This window comes from Bordetella sputigena (genome assembly GCF_965137885.1).
GTDB classification, from domain to species: Bacteria; Pseudomonadota; Gammaproteobacteria; order Burkholderiales; family Burkholderiaceae_B; genus Bordetella_C; species Bordetella_C sputigena.
The window spans coordinates 499958-522627 of record NZ_CBCSCA010000004.1; the positions used below are offsets into that span (position 1 = coordinate 499958).

Below are 22670 nucleotides of genomic sequence, written 5' to 3' on the forward strand. Positions count from 1 at the left end.
CGTGAACGCATCATCCGCATCCCTCCCTTCCCCACCCGCGCGCCGCGCCACCGTGGGCGTGCTGGGGCTCGGTATCATGGGGTCGGCGATTTCGGCCAATCTCGTCAAGGCGGGATTCCAGGTAGTCGGCCACGACCCCCGGTCCGATGCCTGCGCCGCGCTGACGGCCGCCGGCGGCAAGGCCTGCGCCAAGCCGGAGGAAGCCATACGCGCGGCGGAGTTCCTGATCCTCTGCCTGCCCAGCGATGCCGCGCTGTGCGACGTATCACGGCAGATCGCCGCGGCGGGCGCGGAAGGATTGATCGTGGCGGAGACCAGCACCTTGCCCATTCCGGGCAAGCAGCAGGCGGCGGATCTGCTGGCGGCGCGCGGCATCGTCCTGCTGGACTGCCCGCTGTCCGGCACGGGCGCCCAGGCCGTTACCCGCGATCTGGCCGTCTACGCCAGCGGCGACGCCGCGGCCATCGCGGCCATGAAGGACGTCTTCGATGGCTTTGCCCGCGTCACTTACAACATCGGCGCTTTCGGCAACGGCATGCGCATGAAGCTGATGGCCAATCTGCTGGTCGCCGTCCACAATATCTCCGCGGCGGAGGCCTTGCTGATGGGCCAGCGCATGGGCATAGACATGGAACTCGCGGTCAAGGTACTGGCCGACGGCGCGGGAGGTTCGCGCATGCTGCAGGTGCGCGGGCCGGCCATGGCGGCGGGCACCTGGAATGAAGCGACCATGAAGGTCTCGATCTGGCAAAAAGACATGAAGCTGATCGCGGCCGCGCTGGCGGAAGCCAATGTCCCGGCGCCGCTGTTCAGTGCCTGCGTCCCGGTCTACAACGCCGCGATGGGGATGGGACACGCCGAGTCCGACACGGCCGCGGTGTACGACGTGCTGGAAAAGATGTCGGCGCCGCGGACGTAGCCGCCCGCTCCAGGTCCGTTCAGGACCGTATCGCCCCGACCGCGTCGAACAGCCCTTTTATCGCCGCCGCCTTGATATTGCGGGAAATGAACACCAGCCGGGATCCGTGGTCCTCGCTGGGCCACTCGTCCAGCGTGACGGGCGGATGCATGATGTGCTGCACCGCCTGCACCACCACCGGCTTGCCCTCCACATTGACGATGCCCTTCACGCGCAGCAGGTCCACGCCGCGCATGCCGATCAGCATGTCCATCGCCGCGGCGAACACATCCCAGGTGAACGGCGCATCGAACCGCAGGGCCAGGGTCTCGATACCGGCGTGCCGCGAGGGCACGCGCTCGCCCAGGTAGCCGCCCTGCTCGCCCGCGGCGCCCGCGTCATCGAACGCCGTACCCAGAAAACGCAATGCCCCTTCGCGCGACCGCGCGCTGGTCAAGCCCAGCCCGGTCAGTTCGGCGGGTTCGATCTGGCCCATGCGGGTATGCCGGACCGCCGCATTGCCATTGATGTCGCGCAGGGCGGCCATCAGCGCCTGCACGCCGGCGGGCTGCGCCAGGTCTTCCTTGGTGATCACCAGCAGGTCCGCCACCGCGGCCTGCTTGACGGCTTCCGGCTGCGTCCGCAACTGGTCGGGGCCGTTCACCGCGTCAACCAGCGTCACGACGCCGTCCAGGCGGTACTGCGCGCCCAGCATGGTGTCGCTGGCCAGCGTCTGGATGACCGGCGCCGGATCCGCCAGCCCCGTCGTTTCGATGACCACGCGATCGAAATCGGCGATCTGGCCGGCGCGACGCTGGCCGAACAATTCGCGCAGCGTTTCCTGCAGGTCGGTACGCACGGTGCAGCACAGGCAGCCGTTGGCCAGCAGGCTGACGTTTTCCGAGGACATCACGACCAGGTCGTTGTCGATGCCGATCTCGCCGACCTCGTTGATCACCACCGCCACCCGGTTCATGTCCGGGTGGGTCAGCAGGCGCCGGATCAGCGTGGTCTTGCCGCTGCCCAGGAAACCGGTGATGAGCGTGACGGGAAGCTTGCCCGCCAGGGGATCGCGCTGGTATGCCATGCAGAATCGCCCGTCAGATCGTCAGCTCCAGAATGTACAGGCCACCGGAGAAACGGTCGATGGTGTACACGATGCGCCGGTCGTCCACGTAGACGTCGTTCAACTGGATCGCGCCGGCCGGCGACAGCTTGGGCGCGCCAGGCACATAGTAGGCGACCTCTTCCACGTGATAGGGATCGGTGGTGTCGTAGACGCGCACGCCGCCGTTGAAGAACGTGCCCACGATCAGGGTTTCGGACTGGAAGGATACCGGCAGCGGCAGGTTCTCATGCAGGTTGTGCGCGCCGAAGCGGCCGCCGCGTTTGGCGAAGGCTTCCACCGGCGGCATCGGGAAAGTGCCGATGGGCAGCGGATGCGCTTCGGACTTGGCATTCACTACCCACACCAGCTTGGGCCAGTCCGCGCCGTCATCCTGCACGCATTCGTCGCTGACGATCCATAGGTCGCGCTCGAACAAGGGCAGCACGGTATGGGTGAACCCATTGTTCGGCGGCGAATGGTTCCAATTCGACACCACCTTGATGTTCGACTTGTCGGAGATGTCCAGCACGAAGGCGCCCCCGTCGATATAGCCGACATAGGCGCGGTCGGGACGCTGCGGAAACACGTTGGTATTGTGCGCGCGGAAACCCGTATCGAACTTTTCCGGCAGGCGCTGCGGGCGCGGCTCCTTGTCGCCCACGCGGGTGCCGGGATACCACCAGCGGCCCGCTTCGACCGGCCTGGCGGGATCGCTGACGTCGACGATGCGGTAGATCTGGTCGTCCTTGGGATCGTGCGGCTGGAAGTCCGGGGCGCCGGAGGCCATGTGCACGGTCTTGCCGTCGACGAACCACAGCGCGTGCACGCCGCGCGAATACGGACCCGAGCAGTCGAAATGCGAAATCAGTTTGGGCTGTTCGGGAACGGTAATGTCGAACAGGTCGAAGCCCGCCGGCTTCATGCCGGGCGATTGCACCTGATAAGCCACCGCCATCATATTGCCGCACACGTCCAGGGAGTTGGACCGCACCTTCATGTGCGGCAACTCGGTCTGCACCACCATTTTCGGATTGCGCGGATCGGTCACGTCAACCGCGGTGAAATTCTTGGGAGCCGACTCATGCGCCATCCACAGGATGCGGCGCCCGTCGTCGGTCTGCTGCATGGCGATCCCTTCGCCCAGCCCGCCAAAGCCTTCCAGCTCGTGCTGGGCCAACAGTTTCATGTTGTGGGCCAGGGTCTGGTCGGCGCGGCCGGCCTGGCTGGGACTGCTGAAATTCGCCATGAGTTATTCCCGCTCGAAGATTTAGCGATTGCTTTCTAATTTATCGATCGATAGTATATCCGCAAAGGCCCCGCAAAGAACGGTGCCGCCCGCATACCACCAGGAGACAACGAATGTACCGCCGAATCACGACCCGCGTGGTCGCGGCAGTGCTGCTCGCCCTATGGGCGAGCGTCGCCGCGGCAGCTTTCCCCGATCGCCCCGTCCATCTCGTTGTCACGTTTCCGCCGGGCGGCGCATCCGACCTGATGGCGCGGATCCTGGGCCAGCAGTTGGCCGATGTCTGGAAACAGCCCGTGATCGTCGACAACAAGCCGGGGGCGGCCGGCTCGCTGGGCACGGAGTACGCCGCCCGCCAACCCGCCGACGGCTACACCTTCATGATGGGAAACATGGGCCCCACCCTGGTCAATCCCCTATTGAGCAAGGTCCCCTACGACATGGCGCGCGACTTCATACCCGTATCGCTCGTGGCCACCGGGCCGGTGGTGCTGGTGGTGAATCCGAAATCGCCGTTCAAGACCCTGCGCGATGTCATCCAGGCCGCCAAGGCCAAGCCCGGCGCGCTGAATTTCGGCTCGGGAGGCGCCGGCACCCTGGCCCATCTGAGCGGCGAAATGCTGGATGAGGCCGCCGGCATCAAGATGCAGCACGTGCCCTATAAAGGCGGCGTGGCGGCGGTCAACGATGTCATGGGCGGGCAGATCGACATGATCTTCGCCGATACGCAGGCGGTCATGCAGTACATCAAGGCGGGCAGGCTGCGGCCGCTGGCCATCACCAGCGCGCGACGCTCGGCGCAGTTGCCGGACGTCCCCACGGTCGCGGAAAGCGGCCTGCCTGGCATGGTGGCGCTGAATTCCTGGGGCGTCTACCTGCCGGCGAACACGCCCAAGGCGGTGGTGGCGGAATATCAACGCGCCATCGGCAAGGCCATGGCCGAACCGAAGCTGGTCAAGCTCTACTATGACCTGGGCGTGGACGCCACGCATACCAGTCCGGAAGAACTGGTACGCTTCAACCGCGCCGAAACCGACAAGTACGCGAGAATCATCAAGGACAAGGGCATACGCGTGGATTGAACGCGCATGCCCGCAATCGGAGCATCGGTAATGAGCAATGTGTTGCTGGAACAGGCCGACCGCATCGCGGATGAGGCGCTCAGGCAGGGCCGCGAGCGCGGCTTCGCGCCCCTGACCGTCGCCGTGATGGACGCCGGCGGGCATCTGGTGGTGCTGAAGCGCGCCGACAACTCGGGCATCATGCGGCCGCAGCTGGCCATGGCCAAGGCCTGGGGCGTGCTCGGCATGGGCCTGGGCGGCCGCGAACTGGCCCGGCGCGCGCAGGGCGCGCCGGCTTTCTTCGCCGCGCTCAACGCGATCTCCGATGGCCGCCTGGCCCCCGTGGCGGGCGGCGCGCTGATCCGCGACGCGGCGGGGCATGTGGTCGGCTCCATCGGGATTTCCGGCGACACCTCCGACAATGATGAATGCTGCCTGATCCCCGCGGTACAGGCCGCGGGCCTGACGCCTGATACGGGGGACCCGCTGTAAGCATGGTTGCCACGCCCAAATCCGCACGCGCGGCGCGACCCGACCCGCGTACGAAGCCATCCTCCGCCCGCGCCGGCAAGACCGCGCCGGCCCGGAAATCCGCCCGCAAGACCGTCCGCGAACCCGCCCATGGGCGCGGGCCGGGCGCCGCCGCGGCATCCACGGAAAAGAAGCCGCGCCTGCGCGCGGCCGAACGCCAGCAGCAGATCCTGCACGGCGCCATCCGCTACTTTTCCGAGAAAGGCTTTGCCGGCCACACCCGCGAGCTATCCCAGCGCCTGGGCATTACCCAGCCGCTGCTGTATCGATACTTCAAATCCAAGCAGGATCTGATCGATCAGGTCTACCTGCACGTCTTCATGGGACGCTGGCAGCCGCAATGGGTTGCGCTGCTGCGCGACCGTGCCGTGCCGCTGCCGGACAGACTGGTGCGCTTCTACCGCGAATACGCGCGGGCAACCTACCAGCCGGAATGGATACGGATCTATATGTTCGCCGGGCTGGAGAGCAGCGGCCTGAACCGCCGCTATCTGCAGTTGATCAAGAAGGATTTGCTGGCGCCTTGCTGCCAGGAGCTGCGCCATTACTGCGGCGTGCCGGATGATGCGCCGGTCTCGGAACAGGAGATCGAGTTCTACTGGACGCTGCACGACGGCCTGTTCTATACCGCCATTCGCGAGACCATCTATCAATCGCCGATGGAGGTAACGTTCGACGACAAGGTGCGCTACGCGGTCGAGAACTTCCTGACGGGCGCAAAGACGGTCTACCCCAAGCTGGTCCGTGAGGCGCGCCGGGACGAGGCCGAGGGGAAAGCCGCACGCGCACGGCGAGCCGCGGCGGTTTAACGGGTTTAAGGGGTTTAACGGGAAGACCGCGGCGGACCGCCACGCCGGCCTGCCCATTGCCCCATCGGCCCGGCAACGGCGCGCCTAACGATCCACTGTTTCGACTCCGCCAGGCCCGCGCAGCTCGTCCGTACCGTCGGCCAGCGTCACGAACACCGGCGCCGCGGACATGGAGTGCGTGGACGCCTCGGCCGCGCTGTCCGGCAACTGCCGGAACAAGCCATCGACGTACAGAAAAGTCAGTTGCCCGGCCAGATGCTTGAGCGCGCTGCCCAGGTCCGGCAGATCGCGACCGACGATGGCGCCCTGGTCCAGCCGGTAGCCATACCGCCCCTGCTCCTCCAGCAGATCGCCCACCTCGATCACTTTGCCCGCGGCATTCTGGATGTAGATCCGGCCCGCGGTGGCCGACAAGGCGAACTGGTGCGCCGCCGGCGCGCCGCTTTCAACCTGCTTGGCGTCCAGGGGCGATTCGACGCCCAGCTCCATCGCCAAGCCTTGCATGGTGTCTTTCAGGGTATTCATTTGCCGTCTCCGTTTGCCATGCGGTAGCGGTGCAATCGGCATTCCCGCGCCGGGCATGCAACTTGCTAAATAACCCCGCCGCCTGCTCATCCATTGCCACGGCGGCAAATTCCCCCGGAGCATTACCATGACCCACCAGCCACGCATCACCGAAGGCTCGCCATTCCCCCTGGGCGCCACCTGGGATGGCGAAGGCGTGAATTTCGCCTTGTTCTCGGCGCACGCCACACGGGTCGAAGTCTGCCTGTTCGACCCCACGGGCCAGAAACAAATCGAATGTATCGAGCTACCCGAATTCACTGACGAAGTCTGGCATGTTCACGTGCGCGGCCTGCAGCCGGGCGCGGTCTACGGCTATCGCGTGTACGGCCCCTACGATCCGGAGAACGGCCATCGTTTCAATCACCACAAGCTGCTGCTCGATCCCTATGCCAAGGCCTATGTAGGCGAACTGAAATGGGACCCGGCGGTGTTCGGCTACACCATCGGGGGCGAGGAAGGCGACCTGGGCTTCGACGAACGGGACAGCGCGCCCTTCATGCCCAAGTGCCAGGTGGTGGACCAGCGCTTCAGCTGGGAACATCCGACCCGGGTGCGCGTGCCGTGGGAACAGACGATCTTCTACGAGACCCACGTGCGCGGCTACACCAAGCTGCATCCCGCCGTGCCGGAATCCATGCGCGGCACATTCGAAGGCCTGGGGCAGAAGGCGGTGATCGACCATATCAAGTCGCTGGGCGTGACCTCCGTGGAACTGCTGCCCATCCATGCCTTCGTCAACGACAGCCACTTGCTGGACAAGGGGCTGACGAATTATTGGGGCTACAACACCATCGGTTTTTTCGCCCCCGACCCGCGCTATTTCGCGCGCGGCCCGAGCGACATCACCGAACTGAAGCAGATGATCGACCGCTTCCACGAAGCCAATCTGGAAGTCATCCTGGACGTGGTCTACAACCATACGGCCGAGGGCAGCGAGCTGGGCGCCACGCTGTCCTTCCGCGGCATCGACAATGCATCCTACTATCGGCTGCTGCCCGACCAGAAGCGCTACTACATCAACGACACCGGCACGGGCAACACGCTGAACCTGTCGCACCCGCGCGTGCTGCAGATGGTGATGGACAGCCTGCGCTACTGGGTCACGGAAATGAACGTCGACGGCTTCCGCTTCGACCTGGCGACCATTCTTGCGCGCGAACCGGGCGGCTTCGATTATGAGAGCGGTTTCCTGAAGGCCTGCCGCCAGGATCCCATCCTGTCCAGCGTGAAGCTGATCGCCGAACCCTGGGATTGCGGACCCGGCGGCTATCAGGTGGGCGGCTTCCCGCCCGGTTGGGCCGAATGGAACGACCGTTTCCGAGACTGCGTGCGCGCGTACTGGAAAGGCGACGAAGGCATCGTGGCGGAACTGGCCGCCCGCATCACCGCGTCGGGCGACAAGTTCAACCACAACGGGCGGCGTCCGTGGGCCAGCGTGAACTTCATCACCGCTCACGACGGTTTTACGCTGCACGACCTGGTCTCGTACAACGACAAGCACAACGAGGCCAACGGCGAAGACAACCGCGACGGGCATTCGGACAACCTCTCCTGGAATTGCGGCGCGGAAGGACCGACGGACGACCCGGATATCCGCACCCTGCGCGAACGGCAGAAGCGCAATCTGCTGGCCACGCTGCTGTTTTCCCAGGGCACGCCCATGATCGTGGCGGGCGACGAATTCGGCCGTACCCAGCAAGGCAACAACAACGCCTATTGCCAGGACAACGAAATCAGCTGGGTCAACTGGAATATCGACGAGGAAGGCCAGGCGCTGATGGAGTTCACGCGCAAGCTGACGACGCTGCGGCATACCCTGCCGGTACTGCGGCGCGGCCGCTTCCTGACGGGCGCCTACGATGAACTGCTGGATGTGGCCGACGTGCGCTGGATCAGTCCCGCCGGCGTGGATATCGCCGGCGATCAATGGTCGGATCCCGCCATGCGGTGTTTCGGCCTGATCATCGACGGCCGCGCGCGCGCCACGGGCATACGCCGTCCCGCGTCCGACGCCACTCTGATGCTGGTGTTCAATGCGCACCACGATGTCGTCGATTTCACGGTGCCGGAAATCCCGGGCAGCGATCAATGGACTTGCATGATAGACACGAATGCGCCGGTACGAACCGAGCTGCCCAGCTTCGGATCGGGGGATGTTTACCAGGTGACCGGCCGTTCGCTGCTGCTGTTTACCTTGCAGGCCAAGGGACAGACGGGCCGGGTACTGGAAAATCTGGAAGAGGCGCTGACGGACGACGAGCCCGCCAAGCCCTGACCCCTGGGAGCCGCTGCCCGCCTTCGGGGCGGCAGCGGCCAGGCATCGCCGCAGGCGGATAAAACGAGGGCGGCCTATCCGGGATAGGCCGCCCTTGGCATGCCGCGGCTGCGAAGCCGCGGCGCCTGCCCCTGATCGCCCTTAGGGCTGGTCGTTTTTCTTGATGTCTTCGCGGACGTCGCCGGCGGCCTTTTGTGCCTTGCCCAGGCCTTGTTGGACATCGCCCTTCAATTCCTGGCTCTTGTTGCCGGTCACCTTGCCGACGGTTTCGTTGACCTTGCCCTTGACCTGTTCGCCCACGCCCTTCACTTGATCCTTGTTCATCGCTCTACTCCTTCAAAAAACGCCGGAATTGGCGCATGCACAAGGTTCAGCAAGGGGCATGCCCAGCAGGTGCCGCCCCCGGGCCGCGCGCGTCGTCCAGGCCCAATGGCACAGCATGCCCTTCCACGCAGGCAACCAGCGCCTGCCCTTGCCCGGCATCGACCGCGTGGCCGCCGGTGAATTCGGAGAAGGCCGGCAGCACCGTCACACCGCGGCGCAGCCAGAACGCAGGCCACGCGCGCGGCACGCCCGGCACCCGGGCCTTGGGGTGCACGTGACCCGCGATCACGTGACGGCCGCCGCTATCGGGATCGGGCAGGTGCCGGAATAGGAAAGGCCCATCGGGCTGGGCATCGCCCAGTTGGCGTAGGCCGAGCGACGCGCCGCCCAGGGCGCGGTCATGGTTGCCGATCACCGCCGCGACGTCCACACCGGCATGCGCCTGGCGCCAGCGCTCCCAGGCATCCCGCCAGGCGGCGTGGGACGCGGGGCCGTGCAACACATCGCCGACGATCCAGAGTTCACGCGCGTCCAGCTGCGCGATCAGCCGCGTGAGCCGCCGCAGGTCATCGCCGGTGGCGCCGCTGGGCACGGCGATGCCGGCCTGGCGGAATACATTGCCCTTGCCCAGATGCAGGTCGGCGATGATCAATCGCCGCCGCGCGGGCCAGTGCATGGCGCGGGCGCCCAGCATCACCACATGCTCGCCGGCCAGCATCAGCGGCAAGGCCTCGTCAGTCCGCGTCGGCCTGGGCGGCTCTTGCATAACGCTTCTCCAGTTGCGCGGCGGCGCGCTTGACGCGCTCCTGCCAGGTTTCGGTACTGAGCTGGCCGCGCAGGCTTTCCATCCACAAGGGGAAGGACAGCGGGCTGAGGGCGCCCGGCTGCCGCAGGACCAGCGATCGGCGCCCGCACGCCTGCAGGGCGGCCAGCAAGCGTGGCGCTTCCAGCTGGATTTCGAAGACTTCGCGTTCGGCCTGCGCCAGCAGCACATGATCCGGATCGTAGCGTCGCAGCACGTCATACAGCAGCCCGCTGGATGCCTGGACCTGCCGCAGCGAACGCAATTCCCTGCCGGGAAATGAAGGCGTCAGCAGGCCCGCGACGCGGGCGATTTCGCGAAACTGCCGCCGCGCCAACTCGCCCAGATTGACACCCGCGCTCAGGTCGTCTTCCATGCCGTCGACGCGCAGCAAGTACCGCAGCAACGGCTCATCCAGTTCCGCCGGTTCCGCCAGCGTCAGCATCAGTCCGTAGTCGTTGACGGTATAGGCAAACGTATTGGCCCGCAGCCTGCCCCAACGCAGCGCCATCATCGCCGCCAGGCCCTCGTGCACGAAGCGGCCGGCGAAGGGATAGATAAAAAGATGCATGCCGCGCCGCGTGCCCAGCTGCTCGGCCACCAGGCGGCCCCTGCCCGGCAGCGCGCCGAGATGCCGCAGGATCCGCAGCAAAGGTTCGACGGCGCGCATTTCCGGCGCGGCCGCCGAGCCCTGCGTGCCGGCTTGCTCGTATAAGGCTTCCACTTCATGCGCCAGCTGGGTGGACAACGGCATGCGGCCGCCCTGCCATGTCGCGACGGGGCCATCGCCGCCCTTGGCCCGCCGTACATATGCCGTCATCCCCTCCAGGCGCGCCAGCTGGAGCGTGCGGCCGGCGAACTGGAAGCGGTCGCCGGGACGCAGGCGCGCCAGAAAGCCTTCTTCCACCGACCCCAGGCCGCCGCCGCGCAGGTACTTGACCGCGACGGCGCCATCGGCGGTGATGGTGCCGATCGACAGCCGATGACGCAGCGCGATGCGGCGATCGTGCACGCGGTATCTGCCATCGCCGTCGATTTCGACTCGGCGAAACTCGGGATAGCTGCCCAGCGCCCTGCCCCCTTGTACGATGAAATCCAGCACGGCCTGCCACGTGGCGGCGTCCAGGTCGGCATAGGCATGGGTATCGCGGATTTCCGCGTACAGGTCGTCAGCGTCGAAGCCGCCGCCCAAGGCCAGCGTTACGGCGTGCTGCGCGAGTACGTCCAGGCTGCCGCGCGGCGGCGTGCGCGACTCGATTTCGCCGCGTTCGATCGCCTGCCGGGCGGCGGCGTATTCGATCAGATCCAGCGCCTGCGCCGGCACACAGATGACCTGGCCGGATTCGCCCGGCCTATGCCTGGCGCGGCCGGCGCGCTGCATCAGGCGGGCAACGCCCTTGGGGCTGCCGATCTGCAGCACCTGGTCCACCGCGGGAAAGTCCACGCCCAGGTCCAGGCTGGACGTCGCCACGACACAGCGTATGCGGCCGTCGCGCAGGCCTTGCTCGGTGGCGGCGCGCAGCGTGGCGTCCAGCGATCCGTGATGCAGCGCCAGCGTGGACGGATCTTCCGGCCAGATGGACTCCAAGGCCCGGTGCCACAATTCGGCCTGCGCGCGCGTGTTGGTGAACAGCAGGCTCGCGCGCACGTCGAACAGGCGCTTGAACACCCGCGGCAACTGGGACAGGCCCAGATAGCCGGCCCAGGGCAAGCCGCGATCGCTGGGCGGCAGCAGCGTGGAGATACGGATGCGGCGCGGTCGAGCGCCCGCCACAAGGGCGCTGCGCGGGGCATGCGGCAACAGCACGTCACGCGCTTCGTCCAGATTGCCCAGGGTGGCGGACAGGCCCCAGATACGCACGCCGGGCGATAGGCGGCGCAGGCGCGCCAGACATAGCTGCAGCAGCACGCCGCGCTTGTTTCCCAACAGTTCGTGCCATTCGTCCACGACGATACAGCGCAAGGCGCGGAAACGCGGCGCGGTGTCGGCATACGACAGCAGCAGCGCGAGCGACTCGGGGGTGATCACCAGGACATCCGCCTTGCCCTGGCGCGCCAGGCGTTTATCGCGCGCGCTGGCGTCGCCGGTGCGCAGGGCCACGGTCCAGGGAAGCCGCAGCGCCTGTGTGATCTCGTTCAAGGCTCGCGTGGTGTCGACGGCCAGCGCACGCAGCGGCGTGACCCATAGCACCTTGGGACCTTCACCGCCGGCCGGGCGCGCCTCGGCGGCATCGTCAAGCGCCGCCAACGCTTCCAGCAAGGGACCGCCAAAAGCCGCCAGGGTTTTGCCGCTGCCCGTGGGAGTGTGGAGCAAGCCTGATTCGCCGCCCAGATAGCGACGCCAGGTTTCGCGCTGGAAAGGCGCCGGCTTCCAGCCGCGCGCGGCGAACCATTGCTCCAGGCGCGCTTCCGGGCGGCGCGAGGCCGCGTGTCTTTCCATGCCTGGCGTCTCCCTCGTCGCGATGCCGTGCCGCGTGTGTGTGGACGGGCTGTCGGCGTGCAAGCCGGCAGGTCGGCCCGCCGTGGGCAAATGGCATACCTGATGAGGAAGATGGCGCTATAACGATGGTGAAACGTCGATTGGCCCGCCCTACACGATTCGAACGTGTGACCGCTCGCTTAGAAGGCGAGTGCTCTATCCAACTGAGCTAAGGGCGGCCAGGAAGAAACCTGGTCCCGGGAATGGCCGCCCGGACAGCGGCGCCGCGATTTTACCCTGTCCGGCCGCCGGCCCCGGCCGCATGCGTATGGAATCAGTCGGATTGCTGTCGTCGCGAGGACGCACTGTGTAATCCAATATCAGCCGGCGGTAACCAGTCGTACGGTTTTCAAAAACGGAGAAATCGCGCTGCCTTGCGGATTTCCGCACCGCCGCACGATTGCCATGCCCGCCCAGCTCCGCAGCAACATTACAGGTTGTTTCAATCCCCTCCAAGGTCGGTGCTAGAGTGCAACGACCCTGAATCCATGGCCATCATCAACATGCCTCGTACCGTCTACCCTCACTTTACGCGGCACCTGGGCGGTATCACCGCCCTGCTTGCATCGACGTTCGCCTGCACCGCGCACGCCGGTATCAGCTACAAGCTGGACCGCGCCTCGGCGGCGCCCGGCGGCACTGTCCACATTCAGGCGGTTTACTTCAACGACAGCGATGCGGGCGGCCGCTGGCAGCCGCCCCGCAACCTGGTATTGCAATGGCGGTCGCCGTCGGGCGCCGTCGTCCGCAGCCTGGCGCAAGCGGACAGCGACGACCTTGACGTCAACGTGCCGGTCAACAATTTCGCGCGCATGTCGTGGACGGCGGTCGTGCCGACCACCGCTACCGGCCTGCAGGCCGTCTCGATCGAAGGCGAGCCCGCCCTGATGGCCCTGGACACGAGCGGCATCGCGGCCATCGCCGGCAAGCCGGCCGACGTGCCGGTGGTGGACGCGCGCACCGGCAAGCCCCTGCCCTCGGCGGAGGTCGAAGCCAGCGGCGTGTCGCCGACCGCCGGTCCCGCGCCGACGCAGGTTGCCAGCGCCACGGCGCCCGGCTCCACCGGCAATCCGGCCTTCGACCGCCTGCGCGCCGGTCTGTCGGAATACGAGCCGACCTATTTCGATCTGCGCACGCGCGATCGCACCACGTCTAAGTTCCAGTTCAGCTTCAAATACCGGCTGTTCACGCCAGACCGTGGCGAGCAGCCAGGCTTCCTGGACCATCTTTACCTGGGCTATACGCAAACGTCGGTGTGGGACCTGCAGGGCGATTCGCGACCCTTCATCGACACGACGTTCAATCCCAGCCTGTTCTGGCTGTCGGACAGCGTGTGGCGGTCCAAGAACAACGACTGGAGCCTCGGACTGGCCAGCGGCGTGGAGCACGCGTCGAACGGCAAGGCCGGCGACGACTCGCGTTCGGTCAATGATGCCTTCGTGCAGCCGGCCTTGAACTACCGCTTCGACGGCGGCAGCACGCTGACCTTCGCGCCCCGTATCAAGGGATATTTCGCGCTGGGCGATGAGAACCGCGACTACACCGACTATACGGGCTGGGTCGATTACCACCTGAAGTGGGCGCAGGACAATGGCCTGATCGCATCGGTGATGTACCGCCAGGGCGACAGTGCGCGCCGCACCACGCAGCTGGACCTGGCGTGGCCGCTGAAGCGTACTTTCCTGAACATGAACGGCTATTTGCACCTGCAGTACTTCAACGGCTACGGCGATACGCTGCTGGCCTACAACCAAAGGCAGCGTTCGCAGATCGGCATAGGCCTGTCGCTGGTCCCTTGATTACGGCGCGGGCCGATAGGCGAGCACGGCACGCTGCGCATCGATATACGCATACAGCAGCGCTTCTATGGCCGGATAAGCGTCGGCGGCGTAAATGTCCTGCGCAATGCGCAGGCGGCGCGTCACCGTAATGCCGTCCGCTCCCGCCACATGACGCGCCGTCACCTGTCCCGCGGGCGTGGCGACGTCGACGTCGGCCGGCAGATGCTCCACCACCGCGCCGGCCGGCAGGCGTATCCGGTAGACCCACGTATAGTCGCGCGCGCCTATCATCAGCGGGAAATGGCGCTGCCCGTCGCGGGCCAGGTAGCCGCGCATCTGGCCGCTGGGGGTCATGTCGACGCCCAGCGGCACGGTCATATAAACGGACGGCGAGGCACGCACCACGCCATGCGGGCTATTCCAGCGCCCCGACAGCTTCAGCGGCTTGGACAGATCGTGCGGATCGCTGGTATGCAGCGACCCGAAGCCGCCTTCGGGGGTTAACGCAAGCAGCGCGCTGCCCAGCGCGTCCGGCGGTCCCGCGGCGGCAACGGCACGGCGCAGTGGCGGTTCCAGCCGGGGCGATGCCGTCATGGTGTTGGTGCCCGATACAGTTCCGTCGGCGGCGACCGACAAAGTCGCCTCCATCCGGAAGCGATTCTGTTCCGGCGTCGATGCCGGCGTGCGCCGCACTTCGCCTCGTTCACTGGCGATGACGACCAGCTTGTCGGAAAGCGTGATATCGAGGGCGCCCAGCGCCGCGTAGGGATCGGTGGTATTGCCGTAGACGTCGAAGTCCGGCAGATACACCAGGGCATGATTGAAGGACGCGCCGGACCACAAGGGCAACGGCTGCATGCGGCTGTCCCAGTTCACCAGCGCGGCTTCGGCGCGTATGCCGATGGCCGCCAGCAAGGCCTTCATCAACACCACGTGGTCCTTGCAATCGCCGTAGCCGTTGCGCAGCACGGCGGCGGCATCGTGCGGCACCAGGTCGTCCGCCGGGTCCATGTAGACCGCCACGTAGCGGATGTGCGACGCCACCCAATCATGCATGGCGCGCGCGGCGTCCAGGCCTTGCGCGTCACCGGCCACGCGGCGGGCCAGCGCGGCGATCTCCGGGGTGACGGCGGCCTTGCCGGCGCTGCGGGCGGCATAGATGGCGCCGATTTCCTCGTAGCCGGACAGCGTCGACGCGACGAAGGCCGGGCCGATGTCGGCGGGCGACACCATGAAGGGTTCGGCCCGCGGTGCGGCGCCCACGCTGGCCGTGGCGGTAATGACGCGCGTATCGCCAGTTGTCGTTTCCTCCGTGGTGAAGCCACCGCGCTGGCGCCAGGCCAGCGGCAGGCTGGCGGGAGCCTCGATACGGACCTCCACCGCCGAGTGCGCCTCCAGCCCCAACAGCACGTCGGCGTCGAAACCGAAGATCCGTGGCGCCTTGACGGTATGCCGCCACTTGCTGTGGACGACACTGCCCGTCTGCAATTGCGGGAAGACGACGGTCGTGGTCTGGGTCGCGACAAATCCCGGCGCATTGCGCGCCGCGGCGCTGGGACGCGTATAGACACTGGCGGGCGGAACGTCGATGCGCGTACCGTCCGGCTCTTCGACCCAGGCCTCCAGCACTTCCAGGCTTTCGTCGGTGGGATCGAAATCGAACGACGCCGTGCCGGCCTCGGCCACCATGCCGGCGTTGGCCAGGCGGGTCTCCACGGTGCGGATCTCGGTGTAGCGCTTGTCGGCCTGCACCGTGTATTCATAGCGCGCGTAGTGCCTCTGGTCCGGCGCGATCCGCGCCTGGGCCAAGGCCGGCAGGATGTAGGCAAGCAGGGCAAAAGCCAGCACGGCTGGCCGATGTCGCGATGGTCGCAAATCGATCTCCCACGGGTCGGGCGGCGACGATTGTCCCATGGGAAGCGCCCGGCCGCACGCCGGATGCGGGTTCAGTCCCCGATTGGCGTGTGCGAGGCCAGGCCGCTGCGCAGCTCCAGATCGGGCATGCGGCGTACCACCAGCAGCGATAGCAGGGCGATCACCGCGCCGAAGGCGAAGATATCGCGAAAGGTCGACGCCACGCCATCCATCAGCACCGCCTTGGCGGCAGCCGGCAGATGTGACAGCACGTCGCTGCCATGACGCAACGCGCCCAGGTCGATCTCCTGGTGGACGCCCGCGGCCGCCAGCGACCCGGCGAAGCCCAGCCCCAGCAGCGTGCCGGCCAACGCGCTGCCGAAGGCGCTGCCCATGGACCGCAGCACCAGCACCGAGCCGGTGCCCGCGCCGATATCGCGCGGATCCAGCGCATTCTGCACGACCATGATGGTCGCCACCATGCAGGAACCCAGGCCGACGCCGGCCAGCAAAGTGGCCGCCAGCACCGCGGCCAGCGATGCGCCCGGCCCCATGAAGGAGAGCAGGGCCAGGCCTATGGCGCCACCGATGAAACCCGCCGATAGAATGCCGCGCATGCGTCCGGTGCGGCGCGCCAGGTTGCTGCTGATGATGTTGCCCAACACGTTGGACAGCAGGAAAGGCGTGACGAACAGCCCGGATTCCGAAGCGCTGGTGCCGCGCACCAGCTGGAAATAGAGCGGCAGCGCGAAGATGCACATGAAGATCGCCAGCGCCCCCAGCGACGAAGCCGCCACACCACAGACGAAGGTCGGGTTGCGGAACATGCGCGGCGGCAGCAGCGGATCGGCGGCCCGGCGCTCCTGCCAGACCAGCGCGGCCAGCGTCGCCGCGCTCAATGCCAACAGTCCGAGGATCTCCGGCGACAGCCAGCCGTAGCTGGCGCCGCCCCAGCTCAAGGCCAGCAGGCAGGACACGATCGTGGATGCCAGCAGCAGCGAACCCAGGATATCCAAGCGGATTTTGCCGCCGCGCGGTTTCAGCATGCGCAGGCCGCGATTGCAGGAATACATGGCGAACAGGCCGAGCGGCAGGTTCAGCCAGAACAGCCAGCGCCAGGACAGGTGCTCGGATACGTAGCCGCCCACCAGCGGGCCGGCGATCGACGCCACGCCCCAGACCGCCGCCATATAGCCCTGGTAGCGGCCGCGCTGGCGCGGCGCCACCACGTCGGCGATGGCGGCCTGCGCCAGCGACATCAGCCCGCCGCCGCCCATGCCCTGCAAGGCGCGGAACAGGATCAACTGGTCCAGCGTGCGCGCCATCGCGCACAACACCGAGGTCACGACGAACAGGCCGATGGAAACCGTCAGCAGTTGGCGGCGTCCGTAGATATCGGAAAGCTTGCCGTAGATGGGCGTGGTCACCGTGGCCGCGATCAGATAGGCGGCGACGATCCAGGAAAGATGTCCGAAGCCGTTCAGGTCCGCGGCAATGGCCGGGACGGCGGGAATGACCACCGTCTGGTCCAGCGCCGCCAACAGGATGCAAAGAACAATGCCGCCGATCACGCGCATGATCTCGCGGTGGGTCACGCTGGCGGGATGAGCAGTGGGAGAGGAACTGGAAGCTAGCGTGCCGGGAGGCGTGGACATGATGCTGCGAGGGCGCGACGGGAGGGCGGCCTGTAAGTGGCGGGGGCTAAAAAAAGGGGACGGCGTTGAAGTCTTATATAAGTTATAGATATTAATACATATGACCTTTCCCGATCCGTTGCCGGGCGTTGCCATCCGCTGCCGTAACTCCCCATAGCGGCGCCATAACGCTGCCACATCGGCGCCGTAACGCCGCGCCCCGTCGATTGGTCCGACAAGTTCGCACCAGGCGGAACCCGCCTTCCCTCGCGCCTACCTACCCCCCTCGCCCCGCGCCCCAGCGCGGAAACGTAGTCGCTCGCATGGAAGGCAAGGCAATGCAGCTCCCCTCATATACACCCGCCGTCGACACCACCGGTATCCAGCAGGCCGCCGACAGCGGCCAGGTCGAAGTGGTCCGCTCAATCAACGACGCCTTGGCGCGCGACGACGCGATCGTGGGCTACTACAGCCACCTGATCAGCACCATGCCGCAGTACGCGGAACTGCACTCGCCGGTGGTCAGCGGCAGCGCCGACTACTGCGCGATCCGCGACCAACTCATCGCACTGACCGCCAAAGCGTCATCCTTGCTTTTCGATCTGGACAACGATAGCGGTAGCGCGAGCCGGCTGCGCCACGGACTGATGCACAAGCTCGCCTGCGACTCGCTGGAAGACTACGAACGCGATTACTTCTTCAGCAGGATATTCAAGGAAACCTTCGAAGAGAAAGTCGCGCGCGCCGACCTGGCGCCACCCGGGGATACCGCGAAGGCAATGCAGGAGCTGCATGCCATCTGTTATCTGCTGGGCGACCCGTCGGCTTTCGTGCTGTATGCCGCGGCCGCCAACATGCTGCAGGACTTCTCCAGCACCGTCGGCCTGCGGATCGACGGCCCTTTGGACGCGCGCGCGCTGCGCGAGCGCCAGGCCGGGGCCGCGCGGGATTCGAACAGCCCTCCCGCGGCCATCACGGCGAACGGCCGGCGGCCGGACGGACCGCATATCGTGAACCGGCGCGTGTAGGCCACACCGAACGCCGATCGGCTATTTCATCCCCCCGGGTCGCGTTGCGCCGCAAGCGCATCGCCCCATTTTCTTAACGGCCGCCAGGCCTGGAGTTTCATCATGCAAATAGGTGCCAACACCCCTTCGAACGTCGACCTCAACACCATGCACATGATTCCTGCGGATCTTCGCGATGCGATGGACGTCGACGTGCTGGTGCGTGGTTATTACAGCCACCTGAGCGCGACGGCCCCGGCGTACGAAGACCCCGACTTTCCCGCCTTGCCGGGCTCACAGGCCGAACTCGACATACGCGATCAACTCGTCACCCTGACGGAAAAGGCGGTTTCGCTATTGGCCGCGTATCGTCCGGATTTCAGCGACGCCAACAAGGCGCGCGTGAACAGTTTCGGAGACAAGATCCGCAACGCGGAACTGCCCATGGACGAACGTCTGCATTTTTACGGCCGGCCCTTCAAGACCGCCTTCGAACGCAAGGTCGCGCTGGCCGACCGCGAGTCGGGCCGGGATGACGGCGTGGCCCTGCAGGGACGGAAGATGAAAGAGCTGCAGGAATATTGCTTCATGCTGAGCCAGCCTTCGCTCTTCGTCGAGGCGGCCACCAGCGGCAAGCCGATCCAGGATTACATGGAGGCTTTCGCGGACATCATGGACAAGGCTGCCGCCGAATCGAACACGCCGCCGATGCCGCCTTTCGCCCTGGCGTGACCATACGCGTTTCAACCGGGCGCCCCGCGCGCCCGTTTATTTTTCAAAGCCACGCCAGGCGTATCCCTAAGCCGTCTTCAGCGCCGCCAGCGTTTCGTGAATGATCGCCAGCGTCGCTTCGCGTTCCGCGCCGGTCAACGGCAGGCGCGGTTCGCGCACGGTTTCCGCATAACCCGCCGTCACGCTTTCCGCCAGCTTGATGTACTGCACCAGCTTGACGTGCGTATCCAGGTGGAACAGCTTGATCAGCTTGCGATACAGCGCACGGGCGTTTTCATAGTCGCCTTTCACGGCAAGATCCAGCAGCTGCACGGATTCCTTGGGCAGCGCGTTGGCCATGCCCGACACCCAGCCTTTCACGCCCAGGGCGACGCTTTCCACCACCAGGTCATCGACGCCGCAGAAAACCGTATAACGGTCGCCCAGGCGGGCGTAGATGTCCGTCACGCGCGTGGTGTCGTAGGTCTCTTCCTTGATGCAGGCCAACGTAGGCTCATCGGCGAGCTGTTCCAGCAGCTGCGGCGTCATATCCACGCCATAGCCGCGCGGATTGTTGTAGATCATGATCGGCAGCCCGCTGGCGCGGGCGACGCCGCGGTAGAAGGCCATGGTTTCGGCGGCATCCGACTTATAGGTCAGCGCCGGAAATACCATCAGGCCATCGACGCCGATACGCTCGGCCTCCCGGGCATAGCGGCCAGCGGCGGCCGTGGTGGTTTCGGCCAGGCCCGATACGATGGGCACGCGGCCCTTGATCGTTTCCTTGGCGATACGCAGCACCGTCAGCTTTTCCTCCGGCGCCAGCGAGGCATTCTCGCCCACCATACCCATCATCACCACGCCGCCCACCCCGTTGGCGAGCAGCCGTTCCAGGCCCGCGGCGATGGCGTCGTGGTCCAGGGATTGATCCGCCTTCATCTTGGTGGTCACGGCGGGAAAGACACCAGCCCAATTTACTTTCATGATTGCCATCCGGTAGAAGAAATGGAAGAAGTCCGCGGCGCGCTGTATCCAGCTTGCACGGCGCCCGCGGCGGGAAATCGCCGGGACGCCTGCCGCGGCATGAAAACGTTCAACGCAGGTGCACCGGCTTGCCGGCCTTCATGACCATGGCCAGATGCTCGCCCTGCCCGCCCAGCACGGAAATATCGGCGACGGGATCACCATCGACGATCAGCAGGTCGGCGTAGGCCTCGGGCGCGACGACTCCCAGCTTGCCCTTCTGCCCGACGATCTCTGCGCCGATCTCGGTCGCCTGGCAAATCACTTCGAAATTGCTCAGCACCTGCGAACGGATGCGCAGTTCGTCGCTCTGGAAGGTATGCATCTCGCCCAGCAGGTCCGAACCCAGGCCCATGCGTACGCCGCGGCGCTTGAAGATTTCCAGCGATTGCAGGCCCTGCAGGCGCACGTCGTCGATCTTGGCCACGGCCTCGGGCGGGACGCCGTACTGCGCGCCCACTTTGTGCAAGGCGTCATAGGTGACCAGGGTAGGCACGGCGAACGCACCATGCTCGGCCATCGCCGCCGCCGCCTCGTCATCGACCAGATTGCCATGTTCAATGGTGCGCACGCCCAGCCTGACCGCGCGCGCGATGGCCTTGCCGGTGTAGGCGTGCGCCATCACATAGGTCTGGTGCGAGGCGGCTTCCTCCACGATGGCGGCGACTTCGTCGCGCGAATACTGCAGGTTGCCGATAGGGTCGGTCGGCGACGCCACGCCGCCGGACGCCATGATCTTGATATGCGTGGCGCCCGCGCGCATTTCTTCGCGCACGGCCTTGCGCACGGCATCCACGCCGTCGACCACGCGGGCAATGGCGCCCAGATTGCGGTGGCAGGGGCACGGGTCCGGATCGCTCAGGTCTATGCGCTCGCGAAAATCGCCGTGGCCGCCGGTCTGCGACAACGCCTTGCCGGCGATGAACAGGCGCGGGCCGTCGATCAGGCCGTCCTCCACGGCGCGGCGCAGCGCGTAATCCGCGCCGCCGGCGTCGCGCACGGTGGTGAAGCCGCGGCGCAGCATGGCCGCCAGGATGGGCACGGCGCGCAGCGTCGCGAAGGCCGCCGGCATGCGGGCATTGGTGCCCAGGTTCGCCATGGAGGCGACCACGTGCACATGGCAATCGATCATGCCTGGCATCAGCGTGCGTCCGGCGACGTCGATGACCTGGTCGTTGCCGCCCGCCTGCACCGGGCGGGGCGACACTTCGCGGATGCGGTCGCCTTCCACGACGACGTCGTAGGAGCCGTCATCGTCCTTGTGATGCGCGTCGAGGACGCGCGCGTTCTTCAGAATCAGCATAGCGGGTTCGCCTTGTCGAAGCGGGAAATCGAATAGGGTCGCAGATCGATGCGAGGATCGGCTTGCGCCAGCAGATCGCCGACGATGGCCCCGGTGGTGGCCGCCTGCGTCAAGCCGAGATGGCCGTGGCCGAAGGCATACAGCACGTGCGGCGACGCGGGCGACGGGCCGATAACAGGCAGCGAATCGGGCGTGGCGGGGCGATGACCCATCCAGCGCTGCGCGCCGCTTTCGTTCATGCCGGGCAGGTAGCGCCGCGCCAGCGCCAGCAGCGCATCGCTGCGGCGGTAGTTCGGCGCCGCGTCCAGGCCGGCGAATTCCGCCGCGCCGCCGATGCGCAGGCCGACGGCCAGCGGTGTCGCGACGAATTTGCGCTCCGCGAAGATGACCTCGCGATCGAGCATGCCCGCCGCGGCCGGCAGCGTCGTGTTGTAGCCGCGTTCGCTTTCCAGAAGCACGCGGTCGCCGATGGATCGCGCCAAGGCGCCCGACCATGCGCCGGCCGCGACAACGACGCGGTCTGCCGCATGGCGATGGCCGTCGCGGGCCAGCGCGGCCGGCCTGCCCGGTTCGTCCAGGGCCAGCGCGGCGACGTCGGCGGTGACCAGCTGGCCGCCGTCCTGGCGGATGCGCTCGCGCAGCGCCCGCACGATATTCAACGGGTCGTCCACATGCGCCCAGTCCTCCAGCATGATCGCGTGGCGGAACACCGGCGCCAGCGCCGGCTCCAGCTGGCGCAGTTCGTCCACGGATACGGGATGCCAGCGCACGCCCAGCTCGCGCTTCCAGGCCCATTCGCCGGCGTCGGCCGCACGGGCGGCATCGGTTTCATACACCGTCAGGGCGCCGCGGCGATGCAGCTGGCCCGACAGGCCGAGGTCATCGAGCATGGGCGCCAGATCAGCCAGCACGCGGTCGTTCAGCGCGGCCAGCGCCCGCGAAATGCGGCGGAAATGCTCAGGGCGTCCGACCTGGTTGAATACCCGCAGCCACGGCAGCAGCCGCGGCGCATGCCGCAGGCGGATCGCCAGCGGCCCCAGCGGATCCAGCAGCCAGCGGGCGGCCTTCAGGCTGAAACCCGATACGGCGATCGGCGTCGATTCGCTGACGGCGATGCCGCCCGCGTTGCCATGGGAGGCGCGGTCTCCTTCGAAATCCCGGTCCAGCAGCGTGACGCGCCAGCCCGCTTGCTGCGCGCGCCGCGCGCAGGCCAGGCCGATCACACCCGCGCCGACGACGACAAGTTCGTTCATGCTC

General features: G+C 66.5%; 19 protein-coding genes and 1 tRNA gene. 8 read left to right on the plus strand and 12 right to left on the minus strand.

The features are described from left to right. The first annotated feature begins 1 nt into the window (after position 1). The gene (locus tag ACNA0R_RS10895) at positions 2 to 919 is read left to right on the plus strand and encodes an NAD(P)-dependent oxidoreductase (RefSeq protein WP_415826003.1); all 918 of its coding nucleotides are present in this window, start codon (positions 2 to 4) and stop codon (positions 917 to 919) included. Positions 920 to 938: 19 nt separating this feature from the next. Here the strand turns inward: ACNA0R_RS10895 and ACNA0R_RS10900 are convergent, their stop codons facing one another. Both ACNA0R_RS10900 and ACNA0R_RS10905 read right to left on the minus strand, forming a co-directional pair. Then, positions 939 to 1985, minus strand: a complete 1047-nt coding sequence (locus tag ACNA0R_RS10900) for a CobW family GTP-binding protein (RefSeq protein WP_415826004.1) — start codon at positions 1983 to 1985, stop codon at positions 939 to 941. A 13-nt stretch (positions 1986 to 1998) separates the two neighbouring features. Further along, positions 1999 to 3252: an LVIVD repeat-containing protein gene (locus ACNA0R_RS10905; RefSeq protein ID WP_415826005.1), complete on the minus strand. Its 1254-nt coding sequence runs from the start codon at positions 3250 to 3252 to the stop codon at positions 1999 to 2001. A 113-nt stretch (positions 3253 to 3365) separates the two neighbouring features. On the opposite strand from ACNA0R_RS10905, the gene ACNA0R_RS10910 reads away from it, so the two are divergent. From ACNA0R_RS10910 to ACNA0R_RS10920, 3 genes are read left to right on the plus strand one after another with little or no spacing between them, the layout of a single operon-like run. After that, complete coding sequence (locus ACNA0R_RS10910) at positions 3366 to 4334, plus strand: Bug family tripartite tricarboxylate transporter substrate binding protein (RefSeq protein ID WP_415826006.1); 969 nt, start codon at positions 3366 to 3368, stop codon at positions 4332 to 4334. Between the two features lie 30 nt (positions 4335 to 4364). After that, a complete protein-coding gene (locus ACNA0R_RS10915; protein WP_415826007.1) occupies positions 4365 to 4805 on the plus strand; it encodes a GlcG/HbpS family heme-binding protein in 441 nt (146 codons plus the stop codon). A 2-nt stretch (positions 4806 to 4807) separates the two neighbouring features. Further along, positions 4808 to 5653 (plus strand): TetR/AcrR family transcriptional regulator, encoded by an 846-nt coding sequence (locus ACNA0R_RS10920; protein ID WP_415826008.1) that lies wholly within the window; start codon positions 4808 to 4810, stop codon positions 5651 to 5653. Positions 5654 to 5737: 84 nt separating this feature from the next. On the opposite strand, the gene ACNA0R_RS10925 is transcribed toward ACNA0R_RS10920, so the two are convergent. Then, positions 5738 to 6178 (minus strand): hypothetical protein, encoded by a 441-nt coding sequence (locus tag ACNA0R_RS10925; protein WP_415826009.1) that lies wholly within the window; start codon positions 6176 to 6178, stop codon positions 5738 to 5740. Between the two features lie 127 nt (positions 6179 to 6305). On the opposite strand from ACNA0R_RS10925, the gene glgX reads away from it, so the two are divergent. Beyond that, a complete protein-coding gene (glgX, locus tag ACNA0R_RS10930; protein WP_415826010.1) occupies positions 6306 to 8495 on the plus strand; it encodes a glycogen debranching protein GlgX in 2190 nt (729 codons plus the stop codon). A 141-nt stretch (positions 8496 to 8636) separates the two neighbouring features. Here the strand turns inward: glgX and ACNA0R_RS10935 are convergent, their stop codons facing one another. The 4 genes from ACNA0R_RS10935 to ACNA0R_RS10950 all read right to left on the minus strand — a co-directional run bounded on the left by ACNA0R_RS10935 (position 8637) and on the right by ACNA0R_RS10950 (position 12279). Continuing rightward, positions 8637 to 8819 (minus strand): CsbD family protein, encoded by a 183-nt coding sequence (locus ACNA0R_RS10935; protein ID WP_415826011.1) that lies wholly within the window; start codon positions 8817 to 8819, stop codon positions 8637 to 8639. Positions 8820 to 8865: 46 nt separating this feature from the next. Then, positions 8866 to 9585, minus strand: coding sequence for a ligase-associated DNA damage response endonuclease PdeM (gene pdeM, locus ACNA0R_RS10940; protein WP_415826012.1), 720 nt, complete (start codon positions 9583 to 9585; stop codon positions 8866 to 8868). Continuing rightward, positions 9554 to 12061 (minus strand): ligase-associated DNA damage response DEXH box helicase, encoded by a 2508-nt coding sequence (locus tag ACNA0R_RS10945; RefSeq protein WP_415826013.1) that lies wholly within the window; start codon positions 12059 to 12061, stop codon positions 9554 to 9556. Before ACNA0R_RS10945 ends, pdeM begins: the two co-directional genes overlap by 32 nt. Positions 12062 to 12202: 141 nt before the next feature. Further along, positions 12203 to 12279: transfer RNA gene (locus ACNA0R_RS10950), tRNA-Arg, on the minus strand. A 318-nt stretch (positions 12280 to 12597) separates the two neighbouring features. Here ACNA0R_RS10950 and ACNA0R_RS10955 point away from each other — a divergent pair. Further along, positions 12598 to 13899, plus strand: a complete 1302-nt coding sequence (locus ACNA0R_RS10955) for a phospholipase A (RefSeq protein ID WP_415826072.1) — start codon at positions 12598 to 12600, stop codon at positions 13897 to 13899. Here the strand turns inward: ACNA0R_RS10955 and ACNA0R_RS10960 are convergent, their stop codons facing one another. Continuing rightward, positions 13900 to 15795: a DUF3857 domain-containing transglutaminase family protein gene (locus tag ACNA0R_RS10960; RefSeq protein WP_415826014.1), complete on the minus strand. Its 1896-nt coding sequence runs from the start codon at positions 15793 to 15795 to the stop codon at positions 13900 to 13902. It lies immediately after the preceding gene. 32 nt (positions 15796 to 15827) lie between these two features. Next, positions 15828 to 17312: an MDR family MFS transporter gene (locus ACNA0R_RS10965; RefSeq protein ID WP_462935913.1), complete on the minus strand. Its 1485-nt coding sequence runs from the start codon at positions 17310 to 17312 to the stop codon at positions 15828 to 15830. A 395-nt stretch (positions 17313 to 17707) separates the two neighbouring features. Between ACNA0R_RS10965 and ACNA0R_RS10970 the strand changes: the two genes are divergently transcribed. Then, positions 17708 to 18397 (plus strand): hypothetical protein, encoded by a 690-nt coding sequence (locus tag ACNA0R_RS10970; protein WP_415826016.1) that lies wholly within the window; start codon positions 17708 to 17710, stop codon positions 18395 to 18397. 102 nt (positions 18398 to 18499) lie between these two features. Then, positions 18500 to 19108: a hypothetical protein gene (locus ACNA0R_RS10975; protein WP_415826017.1), complete on the plus strand. Its 609-nt coding sequence runs from the start codon at positions 18500 to 18502 to the stop codon at positions 19106 to 19108. 66 nt (positions 19109 to 19174) lie between these two features. On the opposite strand, the gene ACNA0R_RS10980 is transcribed toward ACNA0R_RS10975, so the two are convergent. The 3 genes from ACNA0R_RS10980 to ACNA0R_RS10990 form a co-directional block, all read right to left on the minus strand. Next, the gene (locus tag ACNA0R_RS10980; RefSeq protein WP_415826018.1) at positions 19175 to 20071 is read right to left on the minus strand and encodes a dihydrodipicolinate synthase family protein; all 897 of its coding nucleotides are present in this window, start codon (positions 20069 to 20071) and stop codon (positions 19175 to 19177) included. Between the two features lie 109 nt (positions 20072 to 20180). Continuing rightward, positions 20181 to 21413: a metal-dependent hydrolase family protein gene (locus ACNA0R_RS10985; protein ID WP_415826019.1), complete on the minus strand. Its 1233-nt coding sequence runs from the start codon at positions 21411 to 21413 to the stop codon at positions 20181 to 20183. Continuing rightward, the gene (locus ACNA0R_RS10990) at positions 21407 to 22666 is read right to left on the minus strand and encodes an NAD(P)/FAD-dependent oxidoreductase (protein WP_415826020.1); all 1260 of its coding nucleotides are present in this window, start codon (positions 22664 to 22666) and stop codon (positions 21407 to 21409) included. Before ACNA0R_RS10990 ends, ACNA0R_RS10985 begins: the two co-directional genes overlap by 7 nt. Positions 22667 to 22670: the final 4 nt, after the last annotated feature.